Source organism: Microbacterium sp. CFSPD4_SD4 (assembly GCF_057364585.1).
Window position 1 is genome coordinate 41,363 of sequence record NZ_JBNFOC010000007.1, and the last position, 15,926, is coordinate 57,288.

13 protein-coding genes and 1 pseudogene are annotated in these 15,926 nt (G+C 72.3%); 9 read left to right on the plus strand and 5 right to left on the minus strand.

The window, feature by feature from the left end; genetic code table 11:
* Positions 1–7: 7 nt before the first annotated feature.
* Positions 8–1,414, minus strand: a complete 1,407-nt coding sequence (locus AC2W7E_RS11540; RefSeq protein WP_378869213.1) for an aminotransferase-like domain-containing protein — start codon at positions 1,412–1,414, stop codon at positions 8–10.
* Here AC2W7E_RS11540 and AC2W7E_RS11545 point away from each other — a divergent pair.
* Entirely contained in the window at positions 1,413–2,387 is a 975-nt protein-coding gene (locus AC2W7E_RS11545) for a DMT family transporter (protein ID WP_378869210.1), read from the plus strand. The genes AC2W7E_RS11540 and AC2W7E_RS11545 overlap by 2 nt on opposite strands.
* The gene (locus tag AC2W7E_RS11550) at positions 2,360–2,953 is read left to right on the plus strand and encodes an FMN-binding negative transcriptional regulator (protein ID WP_485989145.1); all 594 of its coding nucleotides are present in this window, start codon (positions 2,360–2,362) and stop codon (positions 2,951–2,953) included. The genes AC2W7E_RS11545 and AC2W7E_RS11550 overlap by 28 nt, the downstream gene beginning before the upstream one ends.
* A gap of 71 nt (positions 2,954–3,024) precedes the next feature.
* Here AC2W7E_RS11550 and AC2W7E_RS11555 read toward each other — a convergent pair whose 3' ends face one another.
* On the minus strand, positions 3,025–4,173 hold the full coding sequence (locus AC2W7E_RS11555) for an SLC13 family permease (RefSeq protein WP_485989216.1): 1,149 nt from the start codon (positions 4,171–4,173) through the stop codon (positions 3,025–3,027).
* 280 nt (positions 4,174–4,453) lie between these two features.
* Here AC2W7E_RS11555 and AC2W7E_RS11560 point away from each other — a divergent pair, with 280 nt between their 5' ends.
* The 6 genes and pseudogenes from AC2W7E_RS11560 to AC2W7E_RS11585 all read left to right on the plus strand — a co-directional run bounded on the left by AC2W7E_RS11560 (position 4,454) and on the right by AC2W7E_RS11585 (position 12,241).
* Entirely contained in the window at positions 4,454–4,543 is a 90-nt protein-coding gene (locus AC2W7E_RS11560) for a potassium-transporting ATPase subunit F (RefSeq protein ID WP_036292752.1), read from the plus strand.
* On the plus strand, positions 4,543–6,219 hold the full coding sequence (gene kdpA, locus AC2W7E_RS11565) for a potassium-transporting ATPase subunit KdpA (RefSeq protein WP_485989146.1): 1,677 nt from the start codon (positions 4,543–4,545) through the stop codon (positions 6,217–6,219). Before AC2W7E_RS11560 ends, kdpA begins: the two co-directional genes overlap by 1 nt.
* Before the next feature lie 2 nt (positions 6,220–6,221).
* Positions 6,222–8,390: a potassium-transporting ATPase subunit KdpB gene (kdpB, locus tag AC2W7E_RS11570; RefSeq protein WP_378869200.1), complete on the plus strand. Its 2,169-nt coding sequence runs from the start codon at positions 6,222–6,224 to the stop codon at positions 8,388–8,390.
* Positions 8,391–8,410: 20 nt separating this feature from the next.
* A complete protein-coding gene (gene kdpC / locus AC2W7E_RS11575) occupies positions 8,411–9,016 on the plus strand; it encodes a potassium-transporting ATPase subunit KdpC (RefSeq protein WP_062766113.1) in 606 nt (201 codons plus the stop codon).
* Positions 9,013–11,573, plus strand: a pseudogene (locus tag AC2W7E_RS11580) (ATP-binding protein). Before kdpC ends, AC2W7E_RS11580 begins: the two are co-directional and overlap by 4 nt.
* Positions 11,570–12,241: a response regulator gene (locus AC2W7E_RS11585; protein WP_025104016.1), complete on the plus strand. Its 672-nt coding sequence runs from the start codon at positions 11,570–11,572 to the stop codon at positions 12,239–12,241. Before AC2W7E_RS11580 ends, AC2W7E_RS11585 begins: the two are co-directional and overlap by 4 nt.
* Here AC2W7E_RS11585 and AC2W7E_RS11590 read toward each other — a convergent pair.
* Positions 12,238–13,053 (minus strand): TspO/MBR family protein, encoded by an 816-nt coding sequence (locus AC2W7E_RS11590; RefSeq protein ID WP_025104017.1) that lies wholly within the window; start codon positions 13,051–13,053, stop codon positions 12,238–12,240. The two genes, AC2W7E_RS11585 and AC2W7E_RS11590, sit on opposite strands and share 4 nt — an antisense overlap.
* Before the next feature lie 87 nt (positions 13,054–13,140).
* Entirely contained in the window at positions 13,141–13,707 is a 567-nt protein-coding gene (locus tag AC2W7E_RS11595) for a TetR/AcrR family transcriptional regulator (RefSeq protein WP_025104018.1), read from the minus strand.
* A gap of 95 nt (positions 13,708–13,802) precedes the next feature.
* Here AC2W7E_RS11595 and AC2W7E_RS11600 point away from each other — a divergent pair, with 95 nt between their 5' ends.
* Complete coding sequence (locus tag AC2W7E_RS11600; RefSeq protein WP_025104019.1) at positions 13,803–14,645, plus strand: alpha/beta fold hydrolase; 843 nt, start codon at positions 13,803–13,805, stop codon at positions 14,643–14,645.
* 69 nt (positions 14,646–14,714) lie between these two features.
* Here the strand turns inward: AC2W7E_RS11600 and AC2W7E_RS11605 are convergent, their stop codons facing one another.
* Positions 14,715–15,635 (minus strand): iron chelate uptake ABC transporter family permease subunit, encoded by a 921-nt coding sequence (locus AC2W7E_RS11605; RefSeq protein ID WP_485989147.1) that lies wholly within the window; start codon positions 15,633–15,635, stop codon positions 14,715–14,717.
* Positions 15,636–15,926: the final 291 nt, after the last annotated feature.

The following is a 15,926-nucleotide window of genomic DNA, read 5'->3' on the forward strand; positions in this document are numbered from 1 at the left end:
GCGGCGGTCAGGTTCCGGCGAGGACCGCGCCGAGGATCGTCGCGGCCTCGGGGAAGCGGGACGGGTCGGCGCTCGCGTAGTTGAGCCGCACGTAGGAACCGGAGGGTTCCGCGGGGAACCACTCGCTCCCCGGCGCGATGACGAGGCCGCGCGCCGCGCACTCCCGGACGACCGCGGCGGCGTCGGTGCCGTCCGGCAGCCGCAGCCAGAGGTTCAGCCCGCCGACCGGCACGGCCTCCACCAGCGCGGTCGGCGCCTGGGCGGTCAGGCACGACAGCAGCAGGTCGCGCCGCGAGCGCAGCTGCTCCCGGAAGCCGCGGAGGTGTGAGCGCCAGGCCGGCTGCGTCACCACGTCGAGAGCGGCGGCCTGCAGGAGGCCGCTGACGTACATCGACTCGGCCGCGCGATCGGCGAGGATGCGATCCCGGGCGGGACCGCGCGCGATCACCGCCGCCACCCGCAGGGACGGCGACACGCTCTTCGTCAGCGAGCGCAGGTACACCACGTGGCCGTCGTGGTCGGAGGCGGCCACGGGGCGCGGGTTGGCGTCGATGCCGAGGTCGTGCGCCCAGTCGTCCTCGATGAGGAAGGCGCCGTGGCGACGGACCGCGTCGAGCACGGCCTCCCCGGTCGCCGCCGGCCACTGCGCGCCGGTGGGGTTCGCGAACGTGGGCTGCGCGTAGAACGCCCGGGCTCCGGTCTCGGCGAGCGCCCTGTCGACGGCGTCCGGATCCGGACCCTGCGGCCCGGAGGGGACGGGAACGAGCACGACCCCCGCCTGCTCCGCCGCGAGCAGGGCGCCCCAGTAGGTCGGCGACTCGATGAGCAGCGGCCGGCCGACGCCGACGACCGCCCGGAAGATCGAGCTCAGTCCGCTCTGGCTCCCGGAGATGACGACGGCGTCGCGGGCGGTCGGAACCGTGATCCCCGCCGGGGCCGCCGCGGCCAGCTCCGCCGCGAACCACTCCTGCAGCCCGGGCTCGCCGGCCGCGGGCGAGCGGGTGAGGGCGGACGCGGTCCGGGAGGCGCGAACGAGGGCCTGGCGCACGAGCCGCTCGGGGAGGAGATCCGGAGCCGGATACCCGGAGTGCAGCCCGATCGCGTCCGGCGAGGTCGGGCGCTGCGCCGAGGAGAGGCCGTCCAGGCGTACGGCGGCTGCCCCCAGCGCTCCGGACTGCCAGCCGTAGTCCGCCGGCAGGACCGTGCGCGCGGCGCGGACGAACGTGCCGACGCCGGGTCGCGCGTCCACGAGCCCGAGGCGGACGAGCTGCTGCACAGCCTTCTGCACGGTCACGGGGCTCGCGGCGTACTCCGCCGTCAGCGCGCGGTTGGAGGGGAGGCGGGCGCCGGGAGCGGCGGTGGCGATCCACGCCCGCAGGCCGGCCACGATCCGCGCGGTGCTATCCTGACTCATGAAAGAACACAGTAGCGTTATCCGTCCGAACGGAACACTGCTATCCCGCACCGCCGGTCCCGGTTGGGGGCTGCTGGGCGTTGTCGCCTTCTCGTTCACACTCCCGTTCACGCGGATCGCGCTCGGCGGCGGATTCTCGCCGCTGTTCATCGGCTCCGCCCGCGCGGTCGTCGCCGCCGTGCTCGCCGCGGTCGTCCTCCTCACCACCCGTCAGCAGCCGCCGAGCCCGGTCCAGTGGGCCCGTCTGGCGGTCGTCGCGCTCGGTGTGGTCGCCGGCTTCCCGCTGCTGACCTCGTTCGCCATGACCACGACACCGGCGAGCCACGGCGCGGTCGTGATCGGCCTCCTCCCCGCCGCGACCGCCGTGGCCGTCGTGATCCGCACCCGCGAGCGCCCGTCCCCCTCGTTCTGGGTGTTCGCGCTTCTCGGGTCCGCGGCGGCCCTCGTCTTCGCGACGGTGCAGAACGGCACGCCCGGCGCCCTCCGCCCCGCCGACCTCCAGCTGTTCGGCGCCGTGATCGCGGCGGCCGTCGGCTACGCGGAGGGCGGCCTGCTCGCGCGCGAGCTCGGCGCCTGGCAGACGATCTCCTGGGCCCTGGTGCTCGCAGCTCCCGTCATGCTCGCGGTGGCCGTGGCCGCCGGGGTCGCCGCCCCGCCCATCGCCAGCCCGACCGCGTGGCTCGCATTCGCCTACCTGGCCGCGGTCAGCATGTTCCTCGGATTCTTCGCCTGGTACCGCGGCCTCGCCATCGGCCCGATGGCGCAGGTGAGTCAGATCCAGCTCGTCCAGCCCGTCATGGGCATCACCTGGGCCGCCTTCCTCTTCCATGAGGACGTCGGTGTGGCCACGGTGCTCGGCGGGCTCGCCGTCGTCGTGTGCGCCGGACTCGCCGTCCGCACCCGCAGCTCTTCTCCCACCCCCACCCCCACCCGACAGGAGGCGCCATGCGTCACACCCCCCGCTACCTCATGACCGACCCCGACGAGGTGAAGCGCCTCATCCGCGCCCACCCGTGGGCGACGTTCGTCTCACCGGCCTCCGCCGGCCTCGTCGCCTCGCACTACCCGGTGCTGCTCGAGGAGGACGAGGACGACATCGTGCTGGTGAGCCACTTCGGGCGTCCGGACGACGAGCTCCACGAACTCGGTCGACACGAGATCCTGGTGATCATCCAGGGGCCGCACGACTACGTGTCCTCGAGCCTCTATGCGCCGGGGGACCTCGTGCCGACCTGGAACCATGTCACCGCGCACCTCTCCGGCACACCCGAGATCCTCACCGCGGAGGAGCACTACGCCATGCTCACCCGGCTCACCGACCACTTCGAGAGTGGGCAGCCGCACGGGCGGAGCCTCGCGGAGGACGAGGCGGGCACCCGACGAGCCGCGAAGGGCACGGTGGGCCTGCGGCTCCGGGTCACCCGGTTCGATGCGCGTGCCAAGCTCAGCCAGAACAAGGCCCCCGAGGTGCGGGAGCGCATCGCCGCCCGGTTCGACGCGGTCCACCCCGCGCTGGCCGCCGAGATACGTCGCGTCTGACCCCCGTTCGAATCGCGCACTGTGCTCCATCTCGGCCGGATGTGCAGCACAGTGAGCGATTCGAAACGGGGTCAGAGGACGAGGGTGGCGAGGGCGACGGTGGGCACCGCGGCGACGGCCCCCCAGAGCGCGAAGCGGCCCCAATGGATCTCGACCCCGAGCGCCGTCACGCGATGGTGCCAGAGGAGCGTCGCCAGCGAGGCCCACGGCGTGATGAGCGGACCGAGGTTCACACCGATCAGCAGCGCCATCAGGGCGACCGGGTCCCCGGCCGCGGGTTCGAGCACGAGGTAGGCGGGAAGGTTGTTGATCGCGTTCGCACTCACAGCCCCGAGCGAGGCGAGCCGGAACAGGTCGCCGAGAGAGTCGCCGTTCGCGGTCGGTGAGGTCAGGAAGTCGAGCAGCCCCTGCGCGTGCGCGGACTCGACCAGGACGAACAGCGACGCGGCGAGCGCGAGCGCCTGCCACGGGACGAGGGACAATCGCAGGGCGTGGCGACGACGGACGGCGAACAGCGCGATCAACGCGAGAGCCGCGACCGTGGCGGGGATCCACACGTCGGGGGTCAGCGCGAGCACCGGCATCAGCACGACGAGGATGCCGGTGGCGCTCCAGAACAGCGTCGGATCGGCGGGTCGACGGGGCTCGGGCGTCTCGTACGTACCGAAGACCGTGCGCCGATGCAGGACCGTGAGGATCGCGACGGGCACCAGGATCCCCACGAGCGTGGGCGCCCAGCTCAGGGCGATGAACGCCCCGGGGCCTTCCCCCATCGCGGGCGCGGCGAGCAGGTTGGTGAGGTTCGAGACCGGCAGCGCGAGCGACCCGGTGTTGGCGAGCCAGACGGTGGCCAGGGCGAACGGCAGCGGGGAGACGCCGATGCTCTGCGCCAGCACGACCACGACAGGGGTGACGATCACGGCGGTCGTGTCGAGCGAGAGGAACACGGTGCTCACCACGGCGAGCACGACCACCAGCCCCCACAGCACGACCACGCGGCCACGACCCCACCGCGCGAGGCGCTGCGAGACGACGTCGAACACCGCCGCATCACGGGCGAGCTCGGCGACGATCGTGATCGCGACGACGAACCCCAGCACGGGCGCGATCCGTTCCCCGAGCGCACCGGCGTCCGTGGGCGGAAGGAACCCGGTGAGCACGCACACGAGCGCGACCACCACGAGCCCGGCGACGATCCCCGTCCCGACGCCGATCCGCATCCTTCTGATTCCCACCTCGTGAGCATAGGGCCGGCGCCCCCTTTTCGAATCGCGCACCTGGCTGCATCGGCGGCGGGTTGGGGACCAGGTGCGCGATTCGAAGGCCGTCCGTGAGCAACCCGCATGCATCCGGGGAACGGGGCGTAGGGGAAACGTGAGGATCGACGGATGCGGCGGGGCGGCGCAGTTGGATCGAGGACGTGCTCGACATCATCTACCTCGCGCTGGCCCTGGCGCTGTTCGCCCTCGTGTCCCTCATCGCCAAGGCGGTGGACCGCGCATGATCGTCTTCGAGATCCTCGCCGCGGTCCTCGCCGTCGCCGCGGTCGTCTACCTGGTCGTGGCGCTCGTCGCCCCGGAGCGCTTCTGATGGACGCGACGGTCCTGTACGGCGTCCTCCAGATCACGGCCGTCGTGGTCGTGCTCGTGCTCCTGTACCGCCCCCTCGGCGACTACATCGCGCACGTCTACACCTCCGGACGCGACCTGCGCATCGAGCGCGGGCTCTACCGGGTGATCGGCGTCGACCCCCGCTCCGAGCAGACCTGGCGCGCCTACGCCCGCAGCGTGCTGCTGTTCTCGCTCGTCGGCCTCCTGCTCGTCTACGGGCTGCAGCGGCTCCAGGCCTTCCTCCCCGCGTCGCTCGGCCTGCCCGCCGTGCCGGAGGGACTCGCGTTCAACACCGCCGCGTCCTTCGTCGCGAACACCAACTGGCAGTCGTACTCGCCCGAGCAGACCATGGGCTACACGGTGCAGCTCGCGGGCCTCACGGTGCAGAACTTCGTCTCCGCCGCCGTCGGCCTCACCATCGCCATCGCTCTCGTCCGCGGTCTCGCGCGCCGCGGCTCCGCGACGATCGGCAACTTCTGGGTCGACCTCACCCGTGGCCTGGGGCGGCTGCTGCTCCCGCTCGCCCTGATCGGCGCGGTGGCCCTGCTCGCGGGCGGCGTGATCCAGAACGTGAACGGCTTCACCGACGTCGTCACGGTCTCCGGCGGCACGCAGACGATCCCCGGCGGTCCGGTCGCCTCGCAGGAGGCCATCAAGCTGCTCGGCACCAACGGCGGCGGCTTCTTCAACGCCAACTCCGCCCATCCCTTCGAGAACCCGACCGGGTGGACGAACCTCCTCGAGGTGCTGCTGATCCTGGTGATCCCGTTCGCCCTCCCCCGCACGTTCGGCCGACTGGTCGGCGACCACCGGCAGGGGTACGCGATCGTCGCGGTCATGGGCACCCTGTTCCTCGCCTCGCTCGCCGCACTCTCGGCCCTGGAGCTGGCGGGACGTGGCGCCGCGCCCGAACTCGCCGGGGCTGCGATGGAGGGCAAGGAGCAGCGCTTCGGCATCCTCGGCTCGACCCTCTTCGGCAGCGCGAGCACCCTCACCTCGACCGGGGCCGTGAACTCGATGCACGACTCGTACACCGCGCTCGGCGGCATGATGCCGATGCTGAACATGATGCTCGGCGAGGTCGCTCCGGGCGGCGTCGGCTCCGGTCTCTACGGGATGCTCGTGCTCGCGATCGTCGCGGTCTTCGTCGGCGGGCTGCTCGTCGGACGGACCCCGGAGTGGCTCGGGAAGCGCATCGGCCCGCGGGAGATGACTCTCGCGAGCCTCTACATCCTGGTGGTCCCGGTGCTCGTCCTCGGCGGCACGGCCCTGAGCTTCGCGATCCCCGGCATCCGCGAGGACGTGGAGTCCACGAGCATCCTCAACCCCGGCATGCACGGCATGAGCGAGGTGCTCTACGCGTTCACCTCCGCCGCGAACAACAACGGCTCCGCGTTCGCCGGCCTCACCGCGAACACCCCGTGGTTCAACACCGCCCTGGGCGTCGCGATGCTGCTCGGGCGCTTCCTCCCGATCGTGCTCGTGCTGGCCCTCGCGGGATCGTTCGCCGCGCAGGAGCGGGTGCCGGCCACGACCGGCACGCTCCCCACCCACCGGCCGCAGTTCGTCGGCCTGCTCCTCACCGTGACCGTCGTCGTGACGGCCCTCACCTACTTCCCCGTGCTCGCACTGGGACCGCTCGCCGAAGGACTCTGACCATGACCCTCCTGACCACCCCTCCCGAACAGCAGGACGCCCCCGCGGCCCCCGCCCGTCCCCCACGCTCGTTCGGCGGAGCCCAGCTCGCTCAGGCGCTCCCCGGCGCGCTCCGGAAGCTCAACCCCGCGACGCTCGTGCGCAACCCCGTGATGCTCCTCGTCTGGGTCGGCGCCGCGTTCACGACCGTCCTCGCGATCGCGGAGCCCTTCCTCGGCGGACCCGCCTCCTCCGGCGGCACCCCCGTCCCGGCGGCGTTCACGTGGGGCATCGCGATCTGGCTCTGGCTGACCGTGTTCTTCGCGAACGTCGCGGAGTCGGTCGCCGAGGGACGGGGCAAGGCCCAGGCCGCGAGCCTGCGGAACACCCGCACCCAGACGATGGCGCGACGGGTGGTTGGCCCTTCGACGGGCTCAGGGACCCAGGGGGGCGCGGAGTGGGTCGCTGAGCTTGTCGAAGCGCCGACGGAGACGGTGTCGTCGGCGGAGCTGCAGCGCGACGACCTCGTGATCGTCTCCGCGGGCGAGCTGATCCCGGGCGACGGCGACATCGTCGCGGGCATCGCCACCGTGGACGAGTCGGCCATCACCGGCGAGAGCGCCCCCGTGGTCCGCGAGTCCGGCGGCGACCGCAGTGCCGTCACCGGCGGCACCCGGGTGCTGTCGGATCAGATCGTCGTGCGTATCACGTCAAAGCCCGGCGAGACGTTCGTCGACCGCATGATCGCGCTCGTCGAGGGGGCGAGCCGGCAGCGCACCCCGAACGAGATCGCCCTGAACATCCTCCTCGCGAGCCTGTCGATCGTGTTCGTCGTCGTCGTCCTCGCACTGAATCCGATCGCCTCGTACGCGGCGTCGCCGGTGAGCATCCCGGTCCTCATCGCCCTGCTCGTCTGCCTCATCCCGACCACGATCGGCGCCCTCCTCTCCGCCATCGGCATCGCGGGCATGGACCGACTCGTGCAGCGCAACGTCCTGGCGATGTCGGGGCGGGCGGTGGAGGCCGCGGGCGACGTCACCACGCTGCTCCTCGACAAGACCGGCACCATCACCCACGGCAACCGCCGCGCCCACGCCGTGCTGCCGCTCACCGGAGTGGACGCCGCGGAGCTGCTGCATACCGCCGCCCTGTCCTCCCTCGCCGATCCGACGCCGGAGGGCGCATCGATCGTCGAACTCGCCGCCGCCCGCGGGATCCGGGTCGAGGCCCCGGCGGACGCCGTCGTCGTCCCGTTCACGGCGCAGACGCGCATGAGCGGTCTCGACCTCGCCGACGGCACGCAGATCCGCAAGGGCGCCGCCTCGGCCGTGGCGGCCTGGCTGGGGCAGACCCCCGATGACGAGCTCACGACCCTCACCGACGACGTCGCCTCGGGCGGCGGCACGCCCCTCGTCGTCGCGGTGCAGGGCCCTTCGACAAGCTCAGGGACCCATCGGATCCTCGGGGTCGTGCATCTCAAGGACATCGTCAAGGACGGCCTCCGAGAGCGGTTCGACGAGCTGCGCAGCATGGGCATCCGCACGGTCATGATCACCGGAGACAACCCCCTCACCGCGAAGGCCATCGCGGCCGAGGCCAGCGTCGACGACTACCTCGCCGAGGCCACCCCGGAGGACAAGCTCGACCTCATCCGCCGCGAGCAGGAGGGCGGGCGCCTCGTCGCGATGACCGGGGACGGCACGAACGACGCCCCCGCGCTCGCCCAGGCCGACGTCGGCGTCGCGATGAACACGGGCACCTCCGCCGCCAAGGAGGCCGGCAACATGGTCGACCTCGACTCCGACCCGACCAAGCTCATCGACATCGTCCGCATCGGGAAGCAGCTGCTCATCACCCGCGGCGCGCTGACGACGTTCTCGCTCGCGAACGACATCGCGAAGTACTTCGCCATCATCCCGGCGATGTTCATGGGCGTGTTCCCCGGACTCGCGGCGCTGAACATCATGCAGCTGCACTCGCCGGCCTCGGCGGTCACGAGCGCGATCATCTTCAACGCCATCGTGATCGTGTTCCTCATCCCGCTCGCGCTGCGCGGCGTGACCTACCGGCCGGCGAGCGCCTCGCAGATCCTGCAGCGGAACCTGCTGGTCTACGGCCTCGGCGGCGTCATCGCCCCGTTCGTGGGCATCAAGCTCATCGACCTCCTCGTCAGCCTCCTCCCCGGCTTCTGACCGGGCTCGAAAGGAACGCCATGTCGTCCACCACCCGCACCACGGTGCGCACCGCCGGTGTCGCCGTCCGCGCGATGCTCGTCCTCACCCTCGTCCTCGGCGTCGGGTACATGCTGCTCGTCACCGGCATCGGCCAGCTCCTCCTCCCCGCGCAGGCGAACGGCTCGATGCTCCCCGGCGACCGGGGCAGCGCGCTCATCGGCCAGTCCTTCACGGATGCCGACGGCGAGGCCCTGCCCGAGTACTTCCAGTCCCGCCCCTCGGCTGCGGGCGACGGATTCGACGGAGCAGCGTCGAGCGGCAGCAACCTCGGGCCGGAGAATCCCGACCTCGTCGCCGCCATCGCCGAACGGAAGGCCGAGATCGCCGCGAGGGAGGGGGTCGATCCGTCCGCGGTGCCCGCGGATGCCGTGACCGCGTCCGGCTCCGGTCTCGACCCGCACATCAGCGTCGCGTACGCCCTGCTGCAGGTGCCGCGGGTGGCGGCCGCCCGCGACCTGCCGGAGGACGAGGTCCGGGCACTGGTGGAGTCTAGGATTCAAGGGCGGGACCTGGGGTTCCTCGGCGAGGAGCGCATCAACGTCGCGGAGCTGAATCTCGCACTCGACGACCGGGAGGGTGCATGAGCGCAGAGCGGCCGCCGCGCCCCGCGACGGACCGAAACCGCCGCGGACGACTGCGCGTCCTCCTCGGCGCCGCGCCGGGGGTCGGGAAGACCTTCGAGATGCTCGCCGAGGGCCGGAGGCTCCGCGACGAGGGCCGCGACGTGGTCATCGCGATCGTCGAGACCCATGGCCGTGCGGCCACGGCCGCCCTGACCTCCGGACTGCCCGAAGTGCCGCGCCGGGAAGACGCCCACCGCGGGGTCGTCCTCTCCGAGCTCGACCTCGACGCGGTGCTCGCCCTCGGCCCCGAGATCGCGCTCGTGGACGAGTTCGCGCACACGAACACCCCCGGCTCGCGCAACCCCAAGCGCTGGCAGGACGTCGAGGAGCTGCTGGACGCGGGGATCGACGTCGTCACCACCGTGAACGTGCAGCACATCGAGTCGCTGAACGCGGTCGTGGAGAAGATCACCGGCATCGCCCAGCGCGAGACCATCCCGGACGCGGTCGTCCGCGCCGCCGACGAGATCGAGGTCGTCGACTTGGCGCCGCAGACGCTCCGCGACCGCCTCGCCGCGGGCCTCGTCTACCCCGCGGAGCGCATCGATGCCGCGCTCTCGCACTACTTCCGCCTCGGCAACCTCACCGCCCTGCGGGAGCTCGCCCTGCTGTGGCTCGCCGACGAGGTCGACAGCGCGCTCCGCAGCTACCGCGCCGAACAGGGCATCGCCGGAGCGTGGCAGGCACGCGAACGCGTGGTCGTCGCCCTCACCGGCGGCCCGGAGGGCGAGACGCTGCTGCGCCGCGGGGCCCGCATCGCCGCCCGGTCCGCCGGCGGGGAGCTGCTCGCCGTGCACGTGACCGCCCAGGACGGGCTGCGCGACGAGACCCCCGGCGCCCTCGCCGCGCAGCGCTCCCTCGTCGAGTCGCTCGGCGGGACCTACCATCAGGTGGTCGGCGACGACATCCCCGCGACGCTCGTCGAGTTCGCCCAGGGCGCCGACGCGACGCAGCTCGTGATCGGGGTGAGCCGCCGCGGCCGCCTCGCCGCCGCGCTCACCGGACCGGGGATCGGCGCCGAGGTCATCCGCCGCTCGGGCGACATCGACGTGCACATCGTGACCCACGCCGCGGCGGGCAGCCGTCTCGCCCTCCCCCGCATCACCGGCGGCGCGCTCGGCTGGCGGCGTCAGGCGCTGGGCTTCGGCGTGGCCCTGGTGTTCGGTCCGCTGCTCTCCTGGCTGATGTTCACGGTCCGCAGCCCGGAGTCGATCACGGCCGAGGTGCTCGCCTACCAGCTGCTCGTCGTGGTCGTCGCCCTCATCGGCGGGATCCGCCCCGCCGTGTTCGCGGCCGTGCTCTCCGGCATCACCCTCGACTTCCTCTTCGTCGCCCCGCTGTTCACGATCACGATCGCGCACCCGCTGCACGTGCTCGCCCTCACCCTCTACGTCATCATCGCGATCCTCGTGAGCCTCATCGTCGACCAGGCCGCCCGCCGGGCCAGGACCGCGCAGCGGGCGACCGCCGAGGCGGAGCTCCTCGCGGCCGTCGCCGGGAACGTGCTCCGCGGCGACAACGCCGTGCTCGCCCTCGTCAGCCGCACCCGGGAGGCGTTCGGTCTGAGCGGCGTGCGGCTGCTCACCCCGTCCGGAGAGGTGCTGGCGAGCGACGGCGAGCCCGTGCCGGACGGCCGCGCCACGACCATCCCGGTCGGGGTCGCGTCCGGTGGGGGCCCGCGCGCCGTGCTGGAGCTCAACGGCGAGCCGATCGCCGGTCCGGAGCGCCGCCTGCTCGACGCGATCGTCGCCCAGCTCGCCGCCGCCATCGAGCACACCGACCTGCGAGCCACGGCACGGGAGGCGGAGGCTCTCGCCGAGACCGATCAGGTGCGCAGCGCCCTCCTCTCCGCCGTCAGTCACGATCTGCGGCGGCCGCTCGCCTCGGCCGTCGCGGCGATCGGCGGCCTCCGCGGCGCGCACGGCCTGTCCGCCGAAGACCGCGCGGAGCTGCTGGAGACCGCGGACGAGAGTCTCGCGACCCTCTCCACCCTCGTCACCGACCTCCTCGACGTGAGCCGGGTGGAGGCGGGGGTGCTCGCGGTCTCGGCGCAGCGGATCGACGCAGCCGGCCCCGTGCTCGCCGCGGTGGACGAGCTCGGCCTCGGCCCCGCCGACGTCGAGCTCGCGCTCGATCCCGACCTCCCGCCGCTGCACGCCGACCCGGTGCTGCTCCAGCGCGTGCTCGTGAACGTGCTCGCCAACGCCCACCGGCACGCGCCGGCGGGCAGCCGTGTGCTCGTGTCGAGCAGCCGGCTGGGCGATCGGGCGGAGATCCGGATCGTCGACCGCGGCGAGGGGATCGCCCCCGAGCGGCGCGATGCGATCTTCCAGCCGTTCCAGCGCTTCGGCGACACCGACAACACGACCGGGCTGGGGCTCGGGCTCGCCCTCTCCCGCGGATTCACCGAGGGCATGGGCGGTAGCCTGACACCGGAGGACACCCCGGGGGCGGACTCACCATGGTCATCTCCCTGCCGCTCGCCGCAGGGACCGCCGACACGGAGGGCACGGAGTGAAGCTCCTCATCGCCGACGACGACCCCCAAATGGTGCGGGCGCTGCGGATCACCCTCGCGGCCCACGGGTACGAGGTCGTCGTGGCCGCCGATGGCGCCGCCGCGATCGCCGCCGCGGCGCAGACTCACCCCGACCTCATCATGCTCGACCTCGGCATGCCCCGGCTCGACGGCATCGAGGTGATCCAGGCCCTCCGCGGCTGGACGAGCGTGCCCATCATCGTCGTGTCGGGGCGGACGGGCTCGGCCGACAAGGTCGAGGCGCTGGACGCGGGGGCGGACGACTTCGTCACGAAGCCCTTCCAGGTGGATGAACTGCTGGCCCGGCTCCGGGCGCTCTCCCGCCGCGCGGTCGCCGCGAACGGGGAGTCCGTGGTCGCGTTCGGGGATGTCGTCGTAGACCTCGCGACGAAGACCGTGACCCGCGCCGGCACCCGTGTGCACCTCACGCCGACCGAGTGGCGGATGCTCGAGCACCTCGCACGGCACCCGGGCGCGCTGGTGACCCGGCAGGATCTCCTCAAGGAGATCTGGGGCAGCGCGCAGGTGTCCGACTCCGGCTATCTCCGGCTGTACATGTCGCAGCTCCGCAAGAAGCTGGAGCGGGAACCCTCGGCGCCCGTCCACCTCCTCACCGAGTCGGGGATGGGCTACCGACTGGTGCTCTAGCGACCGAGCGGCGCGCGGTCGTGCGTGCCGGCGCGGCGCCGCCGGCGGAGGACGGCCACGACGCCGACGACGACGAGCAGGACGGCGACGATGATCGCGGTGACGGCGGTCGGCGTGCTCTCCGGCTCGCCCGTGAGACGCCCGATCGCGAGCCAGCTCAGCCCCCAGGCTGTCGCCAGCGCCGGGGCGAGGCGGCCGGTGAACCAGGCCGATGCGGCGCCGATCACCAGCACGACGACGAGCACGGCGACGGCCCAGGCGTCGGGGGCATCCGCCCCGATCTCCGGGACGGTCTGCGTGAGCCAGGCAGCGGTGTTGGCGACCGTCGCGATCGTGACCCAGCCGAAGTGCAGGCCGTTCGCGCCGTCGGTGAGGAGGCGGTCGGCGAGGGAGCGGGCGGGGTACCGGCCGAGGAGCACGATGATGCGCGCGAGCGTCGCGAGCAGCAGCGCGATCACGAGCACGGTGAGCCACAGCGTCAGGTACCGCGCGGTCACCAGCCAGAGGCCGTTGAGGACCAGGGAGAGGGCGATCCAGCCGCCGACCGCCTGCTGACGCTCGTCCTGGCGCTGCGCGGGGAGGGCCTGCCACACGGTGTAGGCGAGGAGTCCGAGGTAGATGAGCGACCAGATCGAGAACGCCGGCCCGGCCGGGGCGAGGTACGAGCCCTGCGCCGAGAGCGCCCCGTTCTGGAGCTCGTCGACGGAGTCCCCGCCGAATGCTCCGGCGCCGATGGCCGCGGCGATCAGCATGAACACGGCGGCGGCGATCACGAGGCTCTGGCGGGCGATGCCCTTCGTCGAGGTCTCCATGCCCGCACCCTACGCGGGGCGGGCGCGGAAAGCAGTGGCCTTGACAGGACCTCCCCATTTCGCTAACCAAGTTAGCGAGTGGGGGCGTCAGGCCGGAGCGAGGGCGGCGTCGATCAGGACCTCGGCGGCGCGGCGCGCGTGCACGGCGGCCTCCGGGTCCGCGCCGATCGCCGCGGTACTCTGCGCGCCCTCCGCGAGGAGAGAGAGCTGGGCGGCCAGACCCGCCGGGGCACCGGTGTCCGCGACGAGCTCCGCCATGTACTGCTGGAACGAGGCCTTGTGCGCGCGGACGATCGCGGCCACCTCGGGGCTCGTTCCCCCGAGCTCGCCGAACGCGTTGATGAAGGCGCAGCCCCGGAACCCGTCGCTGCAGAACCAGTCCTCCAGGTAGCCGTAGACCGCGAGGAGGCGGGCGCGCGGGTCGTCGCCGCTCTGCGCTACGGCCGCCGTGAGCCCCTGCTCCCACTCGGCGTGCTTCCGGGTGAGCACCGCGGCGACGATGTCGGTCTTCGCCGGGAACAGCGAGTACACGCGCCGCAGCGACACCCCGGCGGCAGCCCGCAGCTCGTCCATGCCGACCGCCGCGTAGCCCTTGCGGTAGTACAGCTCCTCCGCGGCGGAGAGGATGCGTTCGCGGGCCTCGTCTTCGGTCATGTCCAGAAGTCTACTTGACACGAGAACGAACGTTCTCTAGATTGATCACATCAGGCGAGAACGATCGTTCTCACCGGCACCGAAAGGAACACATCATGGGTTACATCACCGTCGGCACCGAGAACACCACCCCGATCGAGCTCTACTACGAAGACCAGGGCAGCGGCCAGCCCGTCGTCCTGATCCACGGCTATCCGCTCAACGGCCACAGCTGGGAGCGCCAGACCCGCGAGCTCCTCGCCCAGGGGTACCGCGTCATCACCTACGACCGCCGCGGCTTCGGGCAGTCCTCCAAGGTCGGCTCCGGCTACGACTACGACACCTTCGCCGCCGACCTGAACACGGTGCTCGAGACCCTCGACCTCCGCGACGTCGTGCTCGTCGGGTTCTCCATGGGCACCGGCGAGCTCGCCCGCTACGTCGGCCGCTACGGTCACGAGCGCGTCGCGAAGCTCGCCTTCCTCGCGTCGCTCGAGCCCTTCCTCGTGCAGCGCGACGACAACCCGGAAGGCGTGCCGCAGGAGGTCTTCGACGGGATCGAGGCCGCCGCCAAGGGCGACCGCTACGCCTGGTTCACCCAGTTCTACACGGACTTCTACAACCTCGACGAGAACCTCGGCACGCGCATCAGCCAGCAGGTCGTCGACGCGAACTGGAACCTCTCCGTCACCAGCGCCCCGGTCGCCGCGTACGCCGTGGTCCCGACCTGGATCGAGGACTTCCGCGACGACGTGAAGGCCGTGGCCGCCGCCGGCAAGCCCACCCTCATCCTGCACGGCACGAAGGACAACATCCTGCCGATCGACGCGACCGCCCGCCGCTTCCGCCAGGCCGTGCCCGAGGCCGAGTACGTCGAGGTCGAGGGCGCCCCGCACGGCCTCCTCTGGACCCACGCCGACGAGGTCAACGCCGCGCTGACGCAGTTCCTGGCCCGGTAACCCCGTTCGAATCGCCCAAATGGCCCCATTTCCTCCGGGAATGGGGCCATTTGCGCGATTCGAAGCGGGTCAGCGGGAGCGCCAGAGCAGCCAGACGAAGTACGGGGCGCCGATCAGCGCGACCACGAGACCCGCCGGAAGCTGCGCGGGGGCGATCACCGTCCGGCCGATCGTGTCCGCGATGCCGACGAGCAGCCCGCCGAGGAGCACCGCCGTCGGGATCACCCGCGAGTGCCGTGCGCCCACCAGTGCCCGCGCGGCATGCGGCGCCACCAGCCCCACGAAGCCGATGACCCCGATCGCCGTCACGCTCAGCGCCGCCAGGACGGCCGCCACCAGCAGCAGCGTCAACCGGACGGGCTCCAGCCGGATGCCGACCAGTCGCGGCGTGTCCTCATCGAGCGACAGCACGTCGAGCTCCCGGCGACTCATCACCACGAACGGCACCGCGATCACGAGGACGATCGCCAGCGGGACGACCTGCTCCCACACACGCCCGTAGGTCGTGCCGGAGAGCCAGGTGTAGATCTTCGGGGTGTCCCACGGGTTCGACCGCAGCAGGAGGAAGGTCGTGAGGGAGACCGTGAAGTACGAGACCCCGATGCCGATCAGCAGGAACCGGTCCGCGTTCAGGCCTCCCCGCCACGACAGCAGGTAGACGAGGGCGAAGGCGAGCAGCGAGCCCGTGACGGCTCCCGCGATCATCCCGCCCGTCGACGACGTGATGCTCGTGATCACCAGCACCGCGCCGAGCCCGCCGCCGCCGGTGACGCCGAGGATGCCCGGGTCGGCGAGCGGGTTGCGGCTCACCCCCTGGATCACGGCGCCGGAGAGGGCGAGCGCGGCGCCGGCGACCACGGCGGCCACGATCCGCGGCGCGCGCTCGTCGAGGGCGAAGGCGATGGGCGCGGGAGCCTGGCTCTGCAGCCACAGCGCGATGTCGCCGGTGAGCAGCCAGGTGTGCCCGGCGAGCAGTCCGAGCAGGAGCACCCCGACCAGGCCGAGGGCGACGAGGGCGAGGGTGATCCGGAAGCGCAGGCGGCTGCGGACGCCGAAGCGCACCCGCGGAGGCTCGCGCGTGGGACCGGCGTCGCGGAGGCGCCGGGCCATGAGCACGAGCACGATCGCGCCGAGCAGCGTCGTCGCGACGCCGGTCGGGATGAGGATCGCAGCCTCCGCGCCGATGAGCGCGCGCAGGAGGGCGTCGGAGAGGATGACGACGAGGGCGCCGAGGAGCCCGCCGCGGGGATCAGCAGCACGTGGCGGTTCAGGCTCGGCACC

What these genes read in the sequence shown, in the direction of transcription:
- AC2W7E_RS11545 (WP_378869210.1), top strand. Translation starts at nt 1,413, where the DNA reads ATGAAAGAACACAGTAGCGTTATCCGTCCGAACGGAACACTGCTATCC.
- AC2W7E_RS11540 (WP_378869213.1), bottom strand. Translation starts at nt 1,414, where the DNA reads ATGAGTCAGGATAGCACCGCGCGGATCGTGGCCGGCCTGCGGGCGTGG.
- AC2W7E_RS11550 (WP_485989145.1), top strand. Translation starts at nt 2,360, where the DNA reads ATGCGTCACACCCCCCGCTACCTCATGACCGACCCCGACGAGGTGAAG.
- AC2W7E_RS11555 (WP_485989216.1), bottom strand. Translation starts at nt 4,173, where the DNA reads ATGCGGATCGGCGTCGGGACGGGGATCGTCGCCGGGCTCGTGGTGGTC.
- AC2W7E_RS11560 (WP_036292752.1), top strand. Translation starts at nt 4,454, where the DNA reads ATGATCGTCTTCGAGATCCTCGCCGCGGTCCTCGCCGTCGCCGCGGTC.
- kdpA (WP_485989146.1), top strand. Translation starts at nt 4,543, where the DNA reads ATGGACGCGACGGTCCTGTACGGCGTCCTCCAGATCACGGCCGTCGTG.
- kdpB (WP_378869200.1), top strand. Translation starts at nt 6,222, where the DNA reads ATGACCCTCCTGACCACCCCTCCCGAACAGCAGGACGCCCCCGCGGCC.
- kdpC (WP_062766113.1), top strand. Translation starts at nt 8,411, where the DNA reads ATGTCGTCCACCACCCGCACCACGGTGCGCACCGCCGGTGTCGCCGTC.
- AC2W7E_RS11590 (WP_025104017.1), bottom strand. Translation starts at nt 13,053, where the DNA reads ATGGAGACCTCGACGAAGGGCATCGCCCGCCAGAGCCTCGTGATCGCC.
- AC2W7E_RS11595 (WP_025104018.1), bottom strand. Translation starts at nt 13,707, where the DNA reads ATGACCGAAGACGAGGCCCGCGAACGCATCCTCTCCGCCGCGGAGGAG.
- AC2W7E_RS11600 (WP_025104019.1), top strand. Translation starts at nt 13,803, where the DNA reads ATGGGTTACATCACCGTCGGCACCGAGAACACCACCCCGATCGAGCTC.